Origin of the sequence: Paenibacillus sp. FSL H7-0940, from assembly GCF_037979415.1 — a bacterium.
Lineage (GTDB): Bacteria > Bacillota > Bacilli > Paenibacillales > Paenibacillaceae > Paenibacillus > Paenibacillus amylolyticus.
Map to the genome: position 1 here is coordinate 606,680 of NZ_CP150280.1, position 17,480 is coordinate 624,159.

A 17,480-nucleotide genomic window follows, 5' to 3' on the forward strand; every position below is an offset into this window, starting at 1 on the left:
AAACAGGAATTCATATCGATATGTAGCCTCAGTTCTGTTCTGCACAGGGCTGGGGCTTTATGTTGGTTAGTGTGCGAATATGACATGATGAATGAGAGAGAATATGTTAGCATGAAGGAAGCAGATCCACATGGAGCGGGTAGTTAATTACATAGGTAGATACATGAAGGAGAGAAATAGGATGTTCTATTACAAAGGTGCATTCCGGGAAACGGACAATGTGATCTATTTTAAAAGCGATGTTTCATTAGCCCAGAATGATGTTGTCCTATTTGGTGAAAAGAAGTATTTTATCGAAAGTGTGGAAAAAGAATTTCTCCTGCTTCAGCGGGTGGGCTCCATTGTTTCTGTGAGTCTGTGAAATAACTACAGAAGCTTCACCTTTTTCAAGTGTACGTGCACTTCTGGGCCACTGCCTACATACAATAGATCGACCCTGTTCCCACATGTGCTCAGGCCAGATCGTTGTAAAACTGCAGGAGGTGTCATCTGTGCCCGGATTGTTTACCGCAATTGCTCTATTCATTAAAGAGTTAACGTTACTCGTCTCGTATGTCAAAAATAATGCGTTCCCCCAGCCACTGGCTGAGGGTGATGAAGCCAAACATTTACGCCTTATGGCTGAAGGCAATGCTCACTCTCGCAATCTGCTCATTGAACACAATCTGCGCCTCGTCGCGCATATCGTCAAGAAGTTCGACAATACGGGTGAAGATCAGGAAGACCTGATTTCCATCGGAACCATTGGATTGATCAAAGCTATCGAAAGTTTTCAACAAGGCAAAGGCACGAAGCTTGCCACATTTGCGGCGAGGTGTATTGAAAACGAAATTTTGATGCATCTCCGTTCCCTGAAGAAAACACGCAAAGACGTATCCCTGCACGACCCCATTGGTACGGACAAAGAAGGCAATGAAATTACATTAATCGACATCCTTGGCACAGAAGCTGATGATGTTGTAGATCGGGTACAGCTCAAGATTGAAAAAAGCAAAATTTATCGCAATCTAGATATCCTGGATGACCGGGAGAAGGAAGTTGTAATCGGTCGATTTGGCCTGGAAGCAGGCGGGGAGGAACGAACTCAACGCGAAATTGCGAAGGAACTGGGCATCTCACGTTCTTATGTATCACGGATTGAGAAACGAGCGTTAATGAAGCTGTATCATGAGTTTTATAAGCAAAAGTAGTTGCTGAACAGACCAGAGGGCGCCTTATCGGGAGCCCTTTTTACTGTGAAGATACTTAAAATTGGGTCTAAATCGTATTAATTATTTGGGGTTATAACCTAAATAAAGGAATTTTCATCCCTGTTGAAGAATATCTAATACAAAGACCAATTTAATTTATAAGGAGTAAATCATAATGAAGCAGCTTTTTCGGAAAACTCCACTGTGGTTTTTGTTAATCTGGATTGTAGGATTTATGATGATCGTGTTCAACTCGTTTCAATCAAACTCGGGTACCATTAACTTGCTTGCATTATTCATAATTAATGTTGCTAATGCTATTCGAATTTGGAAAAATGAACGTTCGTTAGCGATTACCTTTGTAGTTGTTGCCGCTCTATGCTTGGTTTATATTTTAGTATACTTCTATAGATATGTATAATCAGCATGACATGGCATGAGGATAACAAAGGAATGTACATAGGCTGATGATAATATGGATCGGATGTAACTCAAGATCATAAAAGCCAGGGCATGAAATACGAGCGTATCAAGAGGTCACCTCTTACAAAGGTGGCCTCTTTGCTGTGCAAAAAAATATATAAAAGAGGGATATGTATTCTGGGCAGATTATTATATGATGAGTAATAATATTTTACATCGTAGAGAGCATTTGCAGAAAGAGAGTGGTGGTTGATCATGCAGCAAGAAACGTTAACAAGGGGATTAAAGAACAGGCATGTGCAGTTGATGGCGATCGGAGGTGCGATCGGTACAGGGCTGTTTCTCGGAGCAGGCAAAACGATCCAGCTAACAGGGCCATCCATCTTGCTGGCCTACATTATTACGGGTGTTGTGTTGTTCCTGATCATGCGTGCATTGGGGGAGCTGCTGTTAAGCAACTTGCAGTATCATTCCTTTGTCGATTTTGTGCGTGATTACCTGGGAAATATGGCGGCATTTATTACAGGCTGGACCTATTGGTTCTGCTGGATCTCCATTGCCATGGCTGATATTACGGCAGTTGGATTGTATACACAGTTTTGGTTTCCAAATGTACCTCAATGGATGCCAGGGTTAATTGCGCTGGTCATTTTGCTAATCATGAACTTGGCAACGGTCAAGTTGTTCGGGGAGATGGAATTCTGGTTTGCCCTGATTAAAGTCGTGGCTATTCTGGCACTTATTGTTGTAGGTTTATATATGATCTTCAAAGGTTTTACGACGGATCAGGGTCCAGCAAGTTTCACCAATCTGTGGAGTCATGGGGGATGGTTCCCGAATGGAATGCATGGATTCATCATATCGTTCCAGATGGTGGTGTTCGCCTTTGTAGGCATGGAGCTGGTGGGACTCACAGCAGGGGAAACGGAGAACCCGGAGAAGGTTATTCCGAGAGCCATTAACCAGATTCCGATCCGAGTACTGCTCTTCTATGTTGGCGCACTGCTGATTATTATGAGTATCTACCCGTGGAACGCCATTGTGCCTACTGAAAGTCCGTTTGTACAAGTGTTTGCCGCTGTAGGTATTGCAGCCGCAGCAGGTATTGTGAACTTCGTGGTACTGACTTCCGCAGCGTCAGCATGTAACAGTGCCATTTTCAGTACAAGCCGTATGGTGTTCTCCATGGCAAAGGATCACAACGCACCTGAATCATTTGCAAGACTGAACAAGAGGAAAGTCCCTTCCAACGCGCTGTTTTTCTCCACGATTGTTATTTTGATTGCAATTGTTCTGAACTATATCATGCCAGAAGGCGTATTTACGCTGATCACGAGCGTGTCGACCGTGTGTTTCATCTTTGTATGGGGCATCATGGTCATCTGTCATCTCAGATATCGTCGTACTCAGCCGGAACTGGCGAGTCGCAGCCGTTTCAAACTGCCACTATATCCGTTTTCGAACTACTTGATCCTGGCATTCCTGGCGTTTGTGCTAGTGGTATTGGCATTGGCCGATGACACGCGTGTGGCACTGTTTGTCACGCCGGTGTGGTTTATTCTTGTTGCGGGGATCTACCTTTTTAAAAAGAAAAATTTGAGCAGTAACAGACAGTAGGTCTTACCATCGTTGCCAAATAAATAGCCGCCCAATGATATTGGGTGGCTATTCGTATTTAAATTCTTGCAGCCTCTTTGCCTTCACGAATGCTCGCGTAGATGGCATCACAGATATCGGTGGTATACTGGCCCGACATCCCTTCAAGTGCCGTGTTGGTGAATGCTGCAACACTAAGTTCTTCTTTTGGATCAACAAACCAGGAATGGCCGTAAGTTCCACCCATTCGCCACGTACCCGGGGATTCCGGTGTACCAGCTGTGACAGGATCTTTAAGTACGGTAAAACCAAGGCCAAACCCTCTGCCTGGCCAGTATGGCATCACGAGATCCCCGATTTGATTGGTGGACATCTCAGTCGCAACGGCTTCTGTAAGGAGAGGCTGTCCTCCTTGTCGCAATGCTTCAAGTAAAGTAAGAAAATCTCCGGTACTTCCAACCATACCCGCTCCGCCTGATAAGTAAGCAGAAGTATGATTCGCACGATTGGGTGACAGTCGGAAGCCAGCAGTACCCTCAATAAAAGGAATCAGCTCCAACTCCTTATGAAGGAGACGTGGTTCTTCAGAACCATTAGCATATGCGGTAGTCAATCGTTCCGAATCCACCGCAACAAAGTCAGTGTCGGTCATGTGGAGTGGATGAGTAACCAGCGTTTGGACAGCTTCTCGTAGTGACATCCCAGTTACCTTTTCGATAAGGGCACCAAGTACATCTGTCGCAATGGAATATCTCCACATGTTGCCTGGCTCATACAGAAGAGGAGCAGAAGCCAGTCTTTGCAGATTCTCCTCCAGACTAATTTCAGACCAATCCATTCCGTCCGATACTCCTGCAAGCTCATAGGTTCCCTGATCTTCTTGGAAGAAACGGTATGTCAAGCCTGCGGTGTGTGTCATCAACTGATGTACTGATATTAAAACGTCCTGACCATTGGCAAGTTTAGGCCGGAATGCAGGAAGCCAGCGGGTCACCGGATCATGGAGACTCAGCTTTCCTTGTGAGATTAATGCCAGAGCTGCTGTCGAGACAATAGGTTTGGTTACGGAAGCAAGTCGAAACAGAGCGTTTTCCGACATGCTGCGCTTTTGCTCCCTGTCCGCGAAACCAGCAGCCCGGCTGTATATCAGTTCCCCTCTTAAAGCAACTTGTACAACTGTTCCTACGATTCTTTTTTCGCTTAGAGCGCGGTCAATGGCTTCATCCACATAATTATGCAATGTCGTCATGTCTTTTTTTCTCATGCTTATCTTCCTCTCACCAACTGATGTATTTGATTTCTCGTGATAACTGTGTTTATTATATAAATGATTGATCTTGTATTACATGGTTTGTTAAAGGCATTATAATGAATTAGCGAATATACTTAAGGTAATTTCTGAATATATCTTACGTATTTAAAGGAGTGGATTACATGGACGAAATAGATCAGCATATTCTGTATCACTTGGAGAATCACGCGAGATTATCCATGACCGAACTAGGCAAATTGGTGGGGTTATCTCAGCCCGCCGTTACTGAACGAGTCAAACGAATGGAAGAAAAGGGGGTTATCGAGGAATATCGAACCGTGATCTCCCCATCCAAATTGGGCAAGCAGAGCACAGCCTATGTTCTTTTTCGTACGCGGGATTGTTATCCTTTCCTGGATTTCTGTCGTGCGTCCCCTGAAGTTGTGGAGTGTTATCGGATAAGCGGAGAGTACAATTACTTGCTGAAAATCCTCACAGATACCATTCAGGGACTCGAGGAGTTTCAGAACAAGTGTGATCCGTACGGTACTTACATGACTTTAATCACCATGTCTTCTCCAATTGCACATAAGAATCTCGTGGAAGGACCAAATCTGTTGGCACAGGCAGAATAAGATTCTGGTCTTTAAAATGAAAAACAGAAGAGGAGTCCACATCAAGTGAACTCCTCTTTCCTCCTGTGTGTAACTCATGCAAAATGCCTTCCTGTTAATTTGCTCTGGTAAATCCATATTTATAAGCACGCATAGCTACAAGCAACGCAGGAATAAGCAAGATAAACAGCGCCCCAGAAAGGTATCCTGCTCCAAATACTTCAAGAAGGATGCCCCCGATGATGCCTCCTCCGCCAATCGCCAGATTCCATGCTGTAACCAGCATCGATTGGGCGACATCTGTGCTTTTGCCTCCGGCTTGAGCGATGGCAGTCTGTAACAGTGTCGCGGCTCCGCCAAACGTAAGTCCCCAGATCATGACGCCAAGGATAATAATCACAGGTTGATGAGTAGCGATTCCCATCACGACAGAGGCCAGAGCGAATGATGCCAAGCTAATGATAACCAATCTCCTCAAAAATCGGTCAATAAGCATGCCGGTTAACCAAATTCCAACAATGGAAGTAAAACCGAAAATGAGCAAAATCAAGTCGACTCTATTAGCAAATACGGTCTGGGCAAGGTAGGGAGAAATATAGGTATATAGAATGTTATGGGCAAGCATCCAGGCCAGAACAACAAACAGAATAGGCCTAACTCCCGGAATTAAAAACACCTTATGCAACGGAAGACGTTCACCAGCTGGCTCTCCGGCAAAATCCGGCATTCTCCAGAGAACCCATACGATTAAAGCTACGGTTAGAAGAGATACCATCCCGAAGATGAGGCGCCAGCCGACATAAGAACTGAGAAAACTACCGATTGGGACACCCAGGGCTAATGCTACCGGAGTGCCGACCATAGCCACAGCCATGGCTTTACCTTTTAACGAATCCGGAACCATCCGACGAGCATAACCTGCTGTCATGCCCCATAACACACCCGCAGAGACTCCCGCCATGAAACGAGCAGCAAGTGTAAGGATATAATCTGACGATAAGGCGGTAACGGTGTTAAAGACAAGAAAACCACTAATGCATACTAACAGTAGAGGTCGGCGTCTCCATCCGCGTGTAGCAGCAGTCAATGGAATGGCAGCAACAAGTGATCCAATGGCATAAAGAGTCACCAACTGTCCTGTGAGGGCTTCTGTGATCCCCAAGTCTTTTGCGATTTGCGGCAGCAGTCCCGCAGGCAAGCTTTCAGTGAGGATGCAAATAAATCCCGCCATGGCTAATGCAAGAAGCCCAGCCCACGGAAGGCGTTCTGAAGATATGGAAGGTAGCTCCCTTTGCTTTGGGAGGGATGTGTTAATGGCCATGAATAAAAACCTCTTTTCTTATCGTTTAATCCTATCCAGAACTATGCATATAAGCTTATCTAAAAAAAATAAACTTTTGCATACAGGATTAAAGGTAAAAAGGAGGTCTTAACATGATTTTTAATTTAATTTGTGAGTTTATCCGTTAATTTAGTATGTTCTAAAGTCAACTGAAAAAAGAGCAGTGAGAATGTCTTCTCCTGCTCATTGGCTCAAGTCATTACTTCATCGGATTAGCTTTCATTTCCTGTCCCATTTTCTCAATGCCATCCAGAATTTGATATCCATAACCCCAGAACTGGCTGAAATCTGTGACATAGATCTGTTTGTTCTTGATCGCGTTCATGCTTTGCAGGGCAGGGTTGGCATACAGGTTCTCAATTAGCTTATCGATATCCGGTGAACCGGCATACGCGGACAAGAGCAGGTAGTCCGGGTTCGCTGTGATCAGTTGCTCAACACTTACCTCACCTTGCACACCATCAAACGTATTTTTCAGCTTCAACAGGCCAAGTGCATCAAGCTGATACGTATCGTTCTGCATGCTGCTTACCGTAATGGTGTCTTCTGTAGCGGGTACGATATAAGCAAAACGTTGCTCAGGCTGATCCGCTACACTTGCCTTAATGGCTGCAACACGAGTCTTCAGACTTTCCGTGAAAGTTGCGGCATTCTCTTGAACGTCGAAGATCTTTCCAAGTTGTGCAATATCGCTATAGAGGCTTTCGAGTGTGCCTTTGTGATTCGTCGTTTGCAGGAACGTGCGGATATTCAAGTCATTCAATCCATCGACGGTACCCACGCCCCAGTCTGCATCAGCGAACAGGTCGCCCCGTCCGAGAACCAGATCCGGGCTTGCACCTACAACCAGCTCTTTACCTACATAATCCTTGGACAATACCGGAATTTGGGCGAAATCATCAGCCACATCGGGTGTAACGGAACCGTATAGAGCAGCAACACCGACCATTTTATCGGTCAGACCTAATTTGATGAGCATCTCAGCCGCAGATTGGGTATTCGCAACAACACGTTCAGGTGCTTTATCGAATACTTGCACTTTGGGTTTCCACTCGCCGCCCTCACCCGAGATCGTGAAATTCTCAATGGTGAGCGGGTACGTCGTTTTATTTGTATTCTCAGCAGGAGCTGAAGTTTCTGTCGTGTTAGTAGTTGAAGTTGTTTCTTCGGCAGGGGAAGAAGTTGAAGCGTTCGAACAGGCTGCAAGCAGCAGTAACAGGAGACTTAGAGCAGCGATGCCAATGGTTCTGGATGTGAATTTCATTAAATGATGAACCCCTTTTCTATGTGTTTTAAATTGACAAAGATAATCATTCTCAATTATAATCCGAGAAAACACATTGTAAATAGCTAAATTTAATTTGTTCTACATTTTACGCGAATTGATGGGGGAAGAGATGGCACAGACGGTTCAGGTTCAGACACAGCGTATGGGGAAAAGAGAGTCTCTGATTCATAGTAAATCCGGGTTTGCTTTACTGATTGCAGCTTTAATCATGATTACGCTTATATCCGTAGGTATTGCAGTTTCCATTGGACAGGTTCGTATCCCGCTGGCGGAGTCATATCGTATTCTTTTATACAAATTAACGGGATTTCAGTGGGGGACAACACCGATTGAGGCAGGTTCCTTTACCGATATCATTTGGCAGATTCGTTTTCCGCGTGTGCTGATGGCGATGTTTATCGGTGCAGGCTTGGCCTTGTGCGGTGCTGTTATGCAGGCTGCTGTGCAGAATCCGCTCGCTGATCCTTACATACTGGGTATATCCTCAGGCGCTTCACTTGGAGCAACCTTTGCAATTCTTATTGGATTCGGTGCGATTGGGTGGCTAGGTCAGACGGGGGTGGCTTTCTGGGCCTTTGCCGGTGCGATGGGTGCGTCCTTACTGGTCCTGACTTTGGCAGGGATTCGGGGGAAAATGACGTCGGTCAAGCTGGTGCTTGCCGGAATGGTGATTAACGCGTTATGTAGCGCTTTTTCGAACTTTATTATTTATTTTGCCAACAATGCTGAAGGCATCAAAACGGTGACATTCTGGACCATGGGCAGCCTGGCGGCTTCCGGATGGAATAAACTTCCACTCGTAGGTATCGTCGTGCTTGTGGCGATTCTATTTTTCCTTTTACAGTCCAGAGTTCTCAATACGATGTTATTGGGGGATGAAGCAGCCGTTACACTGGGCATTAATCTGAGTGTGTACCGCAGGGTGTACATGCTGTTAACCGCTTTGGTGACAGGTGTTATGGTGGCGAGCTGTGGCATGATTGGTTTTGTTGGACTCATTATTCCGCATATTGTCAGAGGTCTCGTGGGTTCCGATCATCGTAAAGTGATGCCTGTATCCGTGCTGTTTGGAGCCATTTTCCTCATCTGGACGGATGTTATTGCACGATCCCTCATATCCAGCGTGGAGTTGCCAATCGGTATTATTACGGCAATGATTGGTGCACCAATGTTTATGTATATGCTGGTCAAAAAAGGCTACGGTTTTGGAGGAAATTAAACATGAAGCTGAACGTAGAAAATGTATCCATCTCCGTGCTGAACACGGACATCATCAAGGATATTTCATTACAGGTGAACGGCAAACAGTTCGTTGGACTGATCGGACCCAATGGTTGTGGCAAGTCAACGCTGCTCAAGAGCATCTATAAAGTGATCAAACCGCAGCAAGGTAAGGTTTTTCTGGATAATACCGATATTCTCAAATCCAGTCCAAAGCTTGTTTCCAGACACATGGGCGTTGTTGGCCAGTTTAATGAATTGAGTTTTGATTTTACAGTACGTGAGATGGTCATGATGGGCCGTACCCCGCACAAAAAAATGCTGGAGACGGATAATGAACGGGATCACGAAATCGTTGAGCAGGCTTTAGAAAAAGTACATCTGACTGGACATGCAGACCGCAATTACGTGTCTCTGTCTGGTGGGGAGAAACAGCGTGTGGTCTTGGCGCGTGTCTTGGCACAGCAACCCCAATTCCTGATCCTGGACGAGCCAACGAACCATTTGGACATCAAATACCAACTTCAGATTCTAAATATTGTCCGTGGACTCGGCATTGGCATATTGGCAGCGCTGCATGATCTCGAACTCGCCGCAGCATATTGCGATTATCTCTATGTGGTGAAAAAGGGCCAGATTGTGGTCCATGGCAAACCGGCTGATATTCTGACTCGCGAGATGATTGGTGAGGTATTTGATGTCGATTGTGAAATCTATACAAATCCGGTTACAGGCGGCCTGGGCATTGCTTACCTGAGTACACGTTGATTGGGACTATATCTTCGTTTGGATGACCCGGAGCAATCTTTCGAAATAATCAATTGAAGTGAAAATAGACCGTGCCTGTTGGAGCGATGTTGTTGAGTGCTCACAGGGCCGGTCTTTTGTTTTTTAGGTGGGGGTAGGGATCAACTATTGAAGCTTAGGATCAACGGGATGAGCATGAGCACCTTTGCTGACTTCTTGAAAAATATCTGAGGAATTATCGCTATGCGTTGAAGACTTGTTGCTGTTGTCTTGTTGGGGGTGTTCTCCCGTTGCTGGACTACTACCTGTAATCGCATAACTTCGTAGGATCTCTTCCAGATCTCCAATCGTCACGGGACGAGCATGTCGTTTCAGGACATAACCAAGTTGACCATTGGGTTCCACCGTTGCTGTCTCCAGATCGTCTACACTTGTAATTCCGTGCTGTCGCATATGCATCTCAAGCTGATCCATCGTATAACGCATACGTTTCAGATTCGGGATAATGACCTTTCCGTCCTCTACCACGATTTTGGAACTGCCACTCATTAACCGTTCAAAAATATTAAATTTCAATTGCAGTTGTTCCACTACAAGCAATGTCAAAATGAATACTGATGCTGATCCAATCGCTTTGCCAAGCTCATGATTTGCGATGGGTTGTACAATCGTTGTTCCGATGGAGATCATGATGACCGTTGTGGCGACACTCATCTGTGAGATCGACTTGCGTCCTGCAATTCGCAGCAGAATCATGCCGATAAGTACAAGTAAAACAGATTTCCATATCCAGTCCATACGTATATTCCTTTCTATTCCAGTATGCGTTTTGCTTCTTAGACTGTTCTGGAGTTGGAGAAATTATGCAGATGGCTAAATCCATAGCTTTCATTCCGCCCACCGGATCGTTTACAATAGGGTATTGATGAAGGAACAAAGGAGCGGGTTACAGTGGCAAAACAGAAATACTATGTTGTCTGGGAAGGCAAGAAGCCGGGTGTGTATAACACATGGGCAGATTGCAAAGCGCAGACGGATCATTATACTGGAGCAAAATATAAATCCTATGAGTCCAAAACAGCCGCAGAAGAAGCGTATCGTGCTGGATGGAAAGGGAACTGGGGTTCAAGTGCAGGCGGAGCGTCGAAGACAAAGTCGGCTGGTAGCGGAAGAAGTGCTGGCATGGAAACGTCAGAGGAAGTGGATTACGACAGCGTCTCTGTTGATGTGGGCACACGTGGTAACCCCGGACCTGTAGAATACAAAGGGGTAGACACCCGTACCGGTGAGGTTATTTTCTCCGTCGGACCGATCTCCAAAGGCACGAACAATCTGGGCGAATTTTTAGCCATTGTACATGCCCTCGCACATCTGAAAAAAGAAGGCAGTACCAAAACGGTGTATACCGACTCGGTCAATGCCATGAAATGGCTAAAGCAGAAAAAAGTAGCCACAACGTTGCCAAGAGACAACTCCACGGAAGAGATCTGGTTGATGATTGATCGTGCCGAGCAGTGGCTCCAGACGAATACGTACAGCAATAAAGTGCTAAAATGGCAGACCAAACAGTGGGGCGAAATCAAGGCAGATTACGGCCGGAAGTAGGTATTTTTCCAAAGGATTCCTCCTTAATTTCTGGTCTATTAGAATCGTTATTTACAATTTCCAGTTTCCGCTCTATAATCATCTGAATATGATTAGTTAAACATATGGAGGAGCCTGTCATCTGCAGGCCCTCTTTATCTTTTTGGTCCATTGATTAGCAAGTCCATTCAATAGAATGGGGTATTTGAGTATATATTGCAGGAGGCAGACATGAGTTCCATTTATAGAAGTGAAGAAGGCAAGAGCAGCATACTTGAAGAGTATGAGATTTATTTGAACGAGTTGGGTGAGGAATTTACTCGGGAGTATGTAGAGACGCGTTTTGGAAAGACACATGTTTTACTGACGGGTCCTCTAGATGGCAAGCCGTTATTTATTCTCCAAGGCGGTAATTGTGTGAATCCGATGACGTTGTCCTGGTTCTCTTCTTTATTTAAAGAATACCGGATTATTGCTCCTGATACGATTGGTCATCCTGGTTATAGTGAGGAAGCGAGTATCTCGACACGGTTTGATAGTTTGGCATTATGGGTATCGGATCTGCTGGATCACTATGATATCGAAAAGAGTGCATTTATCGGCCCATCGTTTGGAGGAGGCATTATTCTCAGACTGGCTACCTATATTCCGGAACGCATTTCGTGTGCTGTATTGGTTGCTCCTGCGGGTCTTGCGGTCAATTCCAAAATTAAAACAGCTCAGGATATCACGCTGCCACTCGTCAAGTATCGTATGACTTCTTCACCATCTTCTTTGCAAAAAATTACGGACAACATGTCGTGCAACTGCATGAAAGAAATGGATAAAAACATTATCGGCAAACTTTTTAAATACGTCAGCATAGATCAGGATCTGCCCAAGCTTACGGAGCGGGAAGAACTGGTGAATTATACGTCACCAACCTTGTTATTGGTAGGAGAGAAGGATGTCTTTTTCCCAGCGGATAAGTGTATTGAGCGAGCTCAAAAGATTATTACGAATGTAGAAGCCATCAAGTATGATACAGGACATTTTCCTTCACAGGACGTATTGGTTCAGATGAACGAGGAAATCGGGCGTTTTTTACAGAATAATTATTAATAAAAGCTGTAAATGAAGGATGAGAAATGTTATTCTCCAGTTTAATAAAGTAATTACATCCATCTGTCGATACTCTATATAAGAGAATGCTTTTCTTCTATAGAGTAGTGTGGATAGGGATTAGCAGTATATCGCAGAAGGCTTGATATCATTAATATTTAAATATTTCGCGTTAAGGTGTTTCAAATTGCATCATTTGGTTTATATGTATAGTTGGCGATGAATTGCTGACTGGTTAAACCAAGTGATGCATTTACGCGGAAAGTCTTCCGATCGACAAGGTTGAAAAGAGGTCTGTTATGAGAAAAGACAATTGCAAAATGGCATTGCAGCGCAATGTGATTATAAATGATACATATCAGGTAAGACAGGTATTAGCCAGCAGTGAGTTGGCTATTGTATATGCAGGGCGAGATCGTAACACAGGTGCAAAAGTAGCCATTAAGGAATTTTTCCCACAGAGAATGGCTGAACGGCAGGCAGACAAGCGAGGGGTGTTCTGCTCTTCACGAGGATACGGTGGGCAATATCAGGAGTTACTGGCTGCATTTCTGCTCGAAGGTGAACTATTATCGAAACTGGATCATCCCCATATTGTATCGTATATGGATCATTTTGAAGCAAATGGTACGGGGTATCTGGTTATGGAATACTGCACGGGAATCACATTGACCGAGTATTTGAATGAACATAATCATGCTCTTGATGCTGCTTTCATAACGGAGACGCTGCTTCCACTGGTGGATACATTGGATTACATACATAAGCAAGGCATTCTTCACCGGGATGTGAAACCTTCCAACATTATGGTTATGGAGGATGGTACACCCAAACTTCTGGACTTTGGCTCAGCTACCCGTTGGCCTATGCAATCCGGAGAGAAACAGGTGATATTTACATCGGCAGGTTATTCTCCGCTGGAGTTTTATTCGGAGAAATCTAGTCAAGGACCGATGTCGGACATCTATAGTTTGGCAGCTCTGCTCCATTATTGGACATGTGGGCAACCCCCTATGGACGTGAAACAGCGGTTGTTCCAGGATGAATTGCCATCTGTTCGCTCACATAATGAGTATGTGAATCCTTGGCTCGCTCGTGTTATTCATTGGGGGTTGACGGTTCGTTCTGAGAAACGCTGTGCTTCCTTAGCTTGGGTCAGAAGCTCGCTGCGAGTTCAAGCCTGGGTATGGAAAGTGCGCAAGCCAGGTACAGTGGAATGGTCTTTAGCCGAGAATCAACATACGCAGGTCTATGAAGTGGAGTCGAAAAAGCAACATGAGATGGCTTGAGTTATAACACCTCTTTTATAAAATGGTATGCTAGATGAGCATATTCGTACAATAAATTAAACCAAGTCGACTTATAAAAGAGGAGATTTGGTTTTTTTGTTATTTATTATGTTATAGGGAATCGGATGTAATTGAATGACGTTATATTTTATAGAGTTCGTCTCGAAGTTAGCCAGACGATAAATCATGCCGTGATTAACAGCTCCACCTATAGATAGAATTTGAAACGAACACCCCAACTCCGATACAATGTTCTCATAGAGTCTAAGAGAATGGATCAAATACGGTGCAGAAATGGAGAAAACCAATATGACTGAATTTATCAACGCTGACGATATTAATGACGTAATTCTGGCTGCGGCAGCAAACGAGTTGGAGCAGATGGTGGACAAAATGTGTGAGCTGATTGGCACGCCTTTGGAACAGACGACAGAACTGGAGCGTCAGGTCATGGCTGCTTTTGGTTTTGGCGCGGTGTATGGCATCACTCATCGGGATCAGCTAGCGGAGCCGCAGGCCCATGCCTTGAGCATTCGGATGCTGATTAAACCATTTAATTACAGTGAACAGCAGGCGGTTGATTTTGCCGATGATCTGATTCGGGTGGCTTCCGATCGTGAGGTTCATCCGGTGATGAATACGATTATCCAACGTGGGATTGATGGACACCGCCAATTCAATCAGGAAGACGATGAAGGATTGGAACGTAACATTCAGGAGATTTTAACCGCGGTTCAATCGCAAAAATAGACAGTTTTATTAGATGTGGGAGATGATTGTATTGGATCTGATGAAATTAAGCAAGGAACTCTCATACGCTCTGCGACATGCACCATGGGAGTATGAGTTGGAACTGGACGAAGAGGGTTGGGTGGAAATCTCGCAATTGCTGGTGGCTTTACATGAAAGTCCGCAGTGGAAGGAAGTCACGCAAGCCGATCTGGAGCAGATGATTGAAACCTCGGAGAAAAAGAGACATGAAATCCGTTCTGGCCGCATCCGGGCATTGTATGGACATTCGACTCCTCATAAGATATCGAAAATATCTGCCGAGCCACCGGAAACCCTGTACCATGGGACCCCGGCACGCGCAGTGCATTCTATTATGGAACATGGCTTACAGCCGCGGCAAAGGCAATATGTACATCTGTCCGCAGATATTGATACGGCCAATCAGGTGGGACAAAGACGGGATGATCAGCCTGTCATTTTGAGAATCAATGCTGCTCAAGCGGCCACAGATGGAATCCTTTTTTATCATGGAAACGAAAATATCTGGCTGGCCGATCACATTCCTGCACGTTATATTCTTGAGCAGTGACTGGTGAGCAATGAGTGATGAACCGTTGTGGACAGCATAAATACCTATCTCCAATCGCAGCAGTCGCAATCAACGGGTGAGTGTACAGTCATCCGTTGAAGTTGTATACCTTTGTATTGATCGTTAGCTACACAAAAAAAGGGACGCATCCAACATTTGTTGGTGTGTCCCTTTCTCATATCCAAAACTTACTTGCCTACAATTGCTTTAATACCTTCGCTAAGTGGCTGAGCCGGACGGCCAAGCAATTTCTCTAAAGTATCACTTTCTACAGCCAATGCGCCTTCACGGATGGCACTTTGCATATCAACAAGCATCGATACGACAAAGTCCGGTAGACCTGCGCCTTTCATGATGTCAGCGTAAGCGGCATCGTCCACGTTTTGCACGTTGATTTCTTGTCCAAGCACTTTACCAACAATGGCAGCCAGTTCGGCTTGCGTGCGCAGTTTGCCGGACAATTCATACACGGTATTCTCATGTCCTTCGCCTGCTAGTACAGCTGCAGCAGCATGGGCGTAGTCACTGCGGGTAGCCCAGCCTACTTGGCTGTTGTTGGTGGCATGAACCCAAGGTGCACCTTGCGTAGCTGCTTGCACACTGCCTGCTTCATTTTCCAGGTACCAGTTGTTGCGCAGGAAGGAATACGGAATGCCGGATTCACGAATAGCTTTTTCTGTAGCGCGGTGAACTTCCGCCAGGGAAAGGGTATTTTTCTCTGCATTCACAACGCTTGTATAAGCGATGAAACCCACGCCTGCGTTCTTGGCAGCGTCAATGGCAGCCTGATGTTGGCGAATACGCGTTTCATTGTCACCATCAGTCGAGATGAGCAACAGACGGTCTACACCGGCAAAAGCTTTCTCCAACGTCTCCGGTTGATCGAAATCACCGTGACGCACGTCAACCCCTTGAGTGCGGAGTGCTTCCGCTTTTTCCGGATTACGTACACTTACTGCCAAACCTTTGGCAGAATCCGTTTTTAACAATGCCTCTACAACCATTGAACCCAATTGACCTGTTGCGCCAGTAACCAAAATTTTCATTTTCTTTTCCTCCTAGGATATGTGTTTTGTTTGCATATGGATGTAATCATAAATGTTATAACAGGTGTGATTACAACGGAAGGGTTAAAAAAAGCTCATTATGAGCTTTTTTATTCAGAGACATGAATCTGATCCATCATCTGTTGTATGGTTACACGATTCAAGCGCTGTTCCATGGCTGTCTGAGCCTCAATGAGTTCGGCACGCAAGGTGTGTTCAATCATGTTGCCGACCGGACATTTCGGATTCGGATGTTTGTGAAAGTTAAACAATTCCCCATCCTCCACCACCTCAAGCGCTCGATATACATCAAGAAGGGTAATGTCGGCTGGATCTTTCAACAAGGAAGCACCACCCACACCGGGTCTGACGTCAATCAGTCCAGCCTGTTTCAGCTTGGACATAATCCGCCGAATAATCACGGGATTTGTATTCACACTCTGCGCGATCACATCTCCGGTGCATTCATTGGGCATAACAGCGATCAGGGACAGGGTATGAACCGCAATGGAAAAGCGACTGCTGATTTGTCTCATGGGATAATCACCACCGTTGTAACTATAATAGTTACAAAGAGATCGGATGTCAATTCCTTTATATTATATTTTAATGGATAGTTGCTGTTGTTCTGGAATCGTAGATAATCAAACAGATGATAATTGAACTATCACCTATGTCAAATAAATGAGTTGTGGTTCTTTTGAAGCGTTAAAAAAGAAGTAGGTTTCAAACCTTTTAATGTAATAATAGGGCTAAGTTCCTATTATTTTCAAGTTAAATGGAACTATATGGTTTTCTTGTTTGCGTACAGAAGAAGAAAAATGACAAAAGCTTCGACAAACTAGAAAATTATGTATGAATTGACAAATGTAAAAGCGATTATATAATGTGTTTAACTACAAGATTGTACATTTAGTTACAAATGATTCCAAATAACAAACGGCGGGAGTGGGACAGGCATGTGGTTTTTGGTTCTATGGTTGTTAGGTCTAATTTCAGGGGGAGTACACCTATATGTGTTAGGTTTTCCCGGGGAAATGAGCGAGATTAGCAGGGTGTTGCTGCTTCATCAGTTTGTGGTTACGTTTGGATTGGTTGGAGTGATTGGTTATGTTGTCAACATTGCCAGAGCGGATCAGACAGCCAAAATGTTAGGATGGCCTGGTGGACCATTTCAGGTTAAATACGGTTTTTCCCAGGTAGGGCTTGGAGTTATGGGGATTATGGCCATCTGGTTCCAAGGGAACTTTTGGGTTGGTGTATTGGTAACGATGTACATATACGGATTAAGTGGTCTTTGGTCACATACTTATGTCATGATTAAAAATCGCAAGGCAGATGGAGACAGTATCGGGAATCTCATTATGGATGTGGTGTATCAAACGTTTATCACGGTTCTCTCCGTATTGGCTGGTGGAATCTGGGTAATGCACTAAGCTGTAACTGATTTTTTGCCTTACACAGCT

At 44.7% G+C, this 17,480-nt stretch carries 18 protein-coding genes; 12 read left to right on the plus strand and 6 right to left on the minus strand.

The window, feature by feature from the left end; all coding sequences use genetic code 11:
• Positions 1-181: 181 nt before the first annotated feature.
• The 3 genes from MHB71_RS02550 (at position 182) to MHB71_RS02560 (ending at position 3,230) form a co-directional block, all read left to right on the plus strand.
• Complete coding sequence (locus tag MHB71_RS02550) at positions 182-361, plus strand: hypothetical protein (protein WP_036615241.1); 180 nt, start codon at positions 182-184, stop codon at positions 359-361.
• A 130-nt stretch (positions 362-491) separates the two neighbouring features.
• Positions 492-1,190 (plus strand): RNA polymerase sporulation sigma factor SigK, encoded by a 699-nt coding sequence (gene sigK / locus MHB71_RS02555; protein WP_017687130.1) that lies wholly within the window; start codon positions 492-494, stop codon positions 1,188-1,190.
• Positions 1,191-1,868: 678 nt separating this feature from the next.
• Complete coding sequence (locus tag MHB71_RS02560) at positions 1,869-3,230, plus strand: amino acid permease (protein WP_100528531.1); 1,362 nt, start codon at positions 1,869-1,871, stop codon at positions 3,228-3,230.
• A 58-nt stretch (positions 3,231-3,288) separates the two neighbouring features.
• Here MHB71_RS02560 and MHB71_RS02565 read toward each other — a convergent pair whose 3' ends face one another.
• A complete protein-coding gene (locus tag MHB71_RS02565) occupies positions 3,289-4,473 on the minus strand; it encodes a serine hydrolase domain-containing protein (protein WP_340028794.1) in 1,185 nt (394 codons plus the stop codon).
• A gap of 170 nt (positions 4,474-4,643) precedes the next feature.
• Between MHB71_RS02565 and MHB71_RS02570 the strand changes: the two genes are divergently transcribed.
• Positions 4,644-5,096: an Lrp/AsnC family transcriptional regulator gene (locus tag MHB71_RS02570; protein ID WP_100528533.1), complete on the plus strand. Its 453-nt coding sequence runs from the start codon at positions 4,644-4,646 to the stop codon at positions 5,094-5,096.
• 94 nt (positions 5,097-5,190) lie between these two features.
• Here MHB71_RS02570 and MHB71_RS02575 read toward each other — a convergent pair whose 3' ends face one another.
• Together MHB71_RS02575 and MHB71_RS02580 are read right to left on the minus strand one after the other, a co-directional pair.
• Positions 5,191-6,396: an MFS transporter gene (locus MHB71_RS02575; protein ID WP_340028795.1), complete on the minus strand. Its 1,206-nt coding sequence runs from the start codon at positions 6,394-6,396 to the stop codon at positions 5,191-5,193.
• A 220-nt stretch (positions 6,397-6,616) separates the two neighbouring features.
• A complete protein-coding gene (locus MHB71_RS02580) occupies positions 6,617-7,681 on the minus strand; it encodes an ABC transporter substrate-binding protein (RefSeq protein ID WP_340028796.1) in 1,065 nt (354 codons plus the stop codon).
• A 166-nt stretch (positions 7,682-7,847) separates the two neighbouring features.
• On the opposite strand from MHB71_RS02580, the gene MHB71_RS02585 reads away from it, so the two are divergent.
• Both MHB71_RS02585 and MHB71_RS02590 read left to right on the plus strand, forming a co-directional pair.
• Complete coding sequence (locus MHB71_RS02585; protein ID WP_218641572.1) at positions 7,848-8,924, plus strand: iron ABC transporter permease; 1,077 nt, start codon at positions 7,848-7,850, stop codon at positions 8,922-8,924.
• A gap of 2 nt (positions 8,925-8,926) precedes the next feature.
• Entirely contained in the window at positions 8,927-9,694 is a 768-nt protein-coding gene (locus MHB71_RS02590; RefSeq protein WP_127545022.1) for an ABC transporter ATP-binding protein, read from the plus strand.
• Between the two features lie 144 nt (positions 9,695-9,838).
• Here MHB71_RS02590 and MHB71_RS02595 read toward each other — a convergent pair whose 3' ends face one another.
• Positions 9,839-10,471 carry a DUF421 domain-containing protein gene (locus MHB71_RS02595; RefSeq protein ID WP_338706654.1) on the minus strand — a complete coding sequence of 211 codons (633 nt, stop codon included), beginning with the start codon at positions 10,469-10,471 and terminating at the stop codon, positions 9,839-9,841.
• Between the two features lie 153 nt (positions 10,472-10,624).
• Here MHB71_RS02595 and MHB71_RS02600 point away from each other — a divergent pair, with 153 nt between their 5' ends.
• The 5 genes from MHB71_RS02600 (at position 10,625) to MHB71_RS02620 (ending at position 14,968) form a co-directional block, all read left to right on the plus strand.
• Positions 10,625-11,278, plus strand: coding sequence for a ribonuclease H family protein (locus MHB71_RS02600; protein WP_036615228.1), 654 nt, complete (start codon positions 10,625-10,627; stop codon positions 11,276-11,278).
• A 210-nt stretch (positions 11,279-11,488) separates the two neighbouring features.
• Complete coding sequence (locus tag MHB71_RS02605) at positions 11,489-12,358, plus strand: alpha/beta hydrolase (protein WP_036615225.1); 870 nt, start codon at positions 11,489-11,491, stop codon at positions 12,356-12,358.
• 299 nt (positions 12,359-12,657) lie between these two features.
• The gene (locus MHB71_RS02610) at positions 12,658-13,647 is read left to right on the plus strand and encodes a serine/threonine-protein kinase (RefSeq protein ID WP_340028797.1); all 990 of its coding nucleotides are present in this window, start codon (positions 12,658-12,660) and stop codon (positions 13,645-13,647) included.
• Between the two features lie 309 nt (positions 13,648-13,956).
• A complete protein-coding gene (gene imm48, locus MHB71_RS02615; RefSeq protein WP_053061631.1) occupies positions 13,957-14,397 on the plus strand; it encodes an Imm48 family immunity protein in 441 nt (146 codons plus the stop codon).
• Between the two features lie 31 nt (positions 14,398-14,428).
• Complete coding sequence (locus MHB71_RS02620; protein WP_340028798.1) at positions 14,429-14,968, plus strand: RNA 2'-phosphotransferase; 540 nt, start codon at positions 14,429-14,431, stop codon at positions 14,966-14,968.
• 188 nt (positions 14,969-15,156) lie between these two features.
• On the opposite strand, the gene MHB71_RS02625 is transcribed toward MHB71_RS02620, so the two are convergent.
• Positions 15,157-16,014 carry an SDR family oxidoreductase gene (locus MHB71_RS02625; RefSeq protein ID WP_340028799.1) on the minus strand — a complete coding sequence of 286 codons (858 nt, stop codon included), beginning with the start codon at positions 16,012-16,014 and terminating at the stop codon, positions 15,157-15,159.
• Positions 16,015-16,124: 110 nt separating this feature from the next.
• Positions 16,125-16,550: an Rrf2 family transcriptional regulator gene (locus MHB71_RS02630; protein ID WP_036668516.1), complete on the minus strand. Its 426-nt coding sequence runs from the start codon at positions 16,548-16,550 to the stop codon at positions 16,125-16,127.
• Between the two features lie 423 nt (positions 16,551-16,973).
• Between MHB71_RS02630 and MHB71_RS02635 the strand changes: the two genes are divergently transcribed.
• Positions 16,974-17,450: a DUF6790 family protein gene (locus tag MHB71_RS02635; RefSeq protein WP_026080959.1), complete on the plus strand. Its 477-nt coding sequence runs from the start codon at positions 16,974-16,976 to the stop codon at positions 17,448-17,450.
• The last annotated feature ends 30 nt before the right edge of the window (positions 17,451-17,480 follow it).

Bases quoted from the DNA above. Each gene is read 5' to 3' on its own strand.
- MHB71_RS02575 (WP_340028795.1), bottom strand. From the start codon at position 6,396: ATGGCCATTAACACATCCCTCCCAAAGCAAAGGGAGCTACCTTCCATA.
- MHB71_RS02625 (WP_340028799.1), bottom strand. From the start codon at position 16,014: ATGAAAATTTTGGTTACTGGCGCAACAGGTCAATTGGGTTCAATGGTT.
- MHB71_RS02560 (WP_100528531.1), top strand. From the start codon at position 1,869: ATGCAGCAAGAAACGTTAACAAGGGGATTAAAGAACAGGCATGTGCAG.
- imm48 (WP_053061631.1), top strand. From the start codon at position 13,957: ATGACTGAATTTATCAACGCTGACGATATTAATGACGTAATTCTGGCT.
- MHB71_RS02635 (WP_026080959.1), top strand. From the start codon at position 16,974: ATGTGGTTTTTGGTTCTATGGTTGTTAGGTCTAATTTCAGGGGGAGTA.
- MHB71_RS02585 (WP_218641572.1), top strand. From the start codon at position 7,848: ATGGGGAAAAGAGAGTCTCTGATTCATAGTAAATCCGGGTTTGCTTTA.
- MHB71_RS02595 (WP_338706654.1), bottom strand. From the start codon at position 10,471: ATGGACTGGATATGGAAATCTGTTTTACTTGTACTTATCGGCATGATT.
- MHB71_RS02605 (WP_036615225.1), top strand. From the start codon at position 11,489: ATGAGTTCCATTTATAGAAGTGAAGAAGGCAAGAGCAGCATACTTGAA.
- MHB71_RS02580 (WP_340028796.1), bottom strand. From the start codon at position 7,681: ATGAAATTCACATCCAGAACCATTGGCATCGCTGCTCTAAGTCTCCTG.
- MHB71_RS02565 (WP_340028794.1), bottom strand. From the start codon at position 4,473: ATGAGAAAAAAAGACATGACGACATTGCATAATTATGTGGATGAAGCC.
- MHB71_RS02590 (WP_127545022.1), top strand. From the start codon at position 8,927: ATGAAGCTGAACGTAGAAAATGTATCCATCTCCGTGCTGAACACGGAC.
- MHB71_RS02630 (WP_036668516.1), bottom strand. From the start codon at position 16,550: ATGAGACAAATCAGCAGTCGCTTTTCCATTGCGGTTCATACCCTGTCC.
- MHB71_RS02610 (WP_340028797.1), top strand. From the start codon at position 12,658: ATGAGAAAAGACAATTGCAAAATGGCATTGCAGCGCAATGTGATTATA.
- MHB71_RS02570 (WP_100528533.1), top strand. From the start codon at position 4,644: ATGGACGAAATAGATCAGCATATTCTGTATCACTTGGAGAATCACGCG.
- MHB71_RS02550 (WP_036615241.1), top strand. From the start codon at position 182: ATGTTCTATTACAAAGGTGCATTCCGGGAAACGGACAATGTGATCTAT.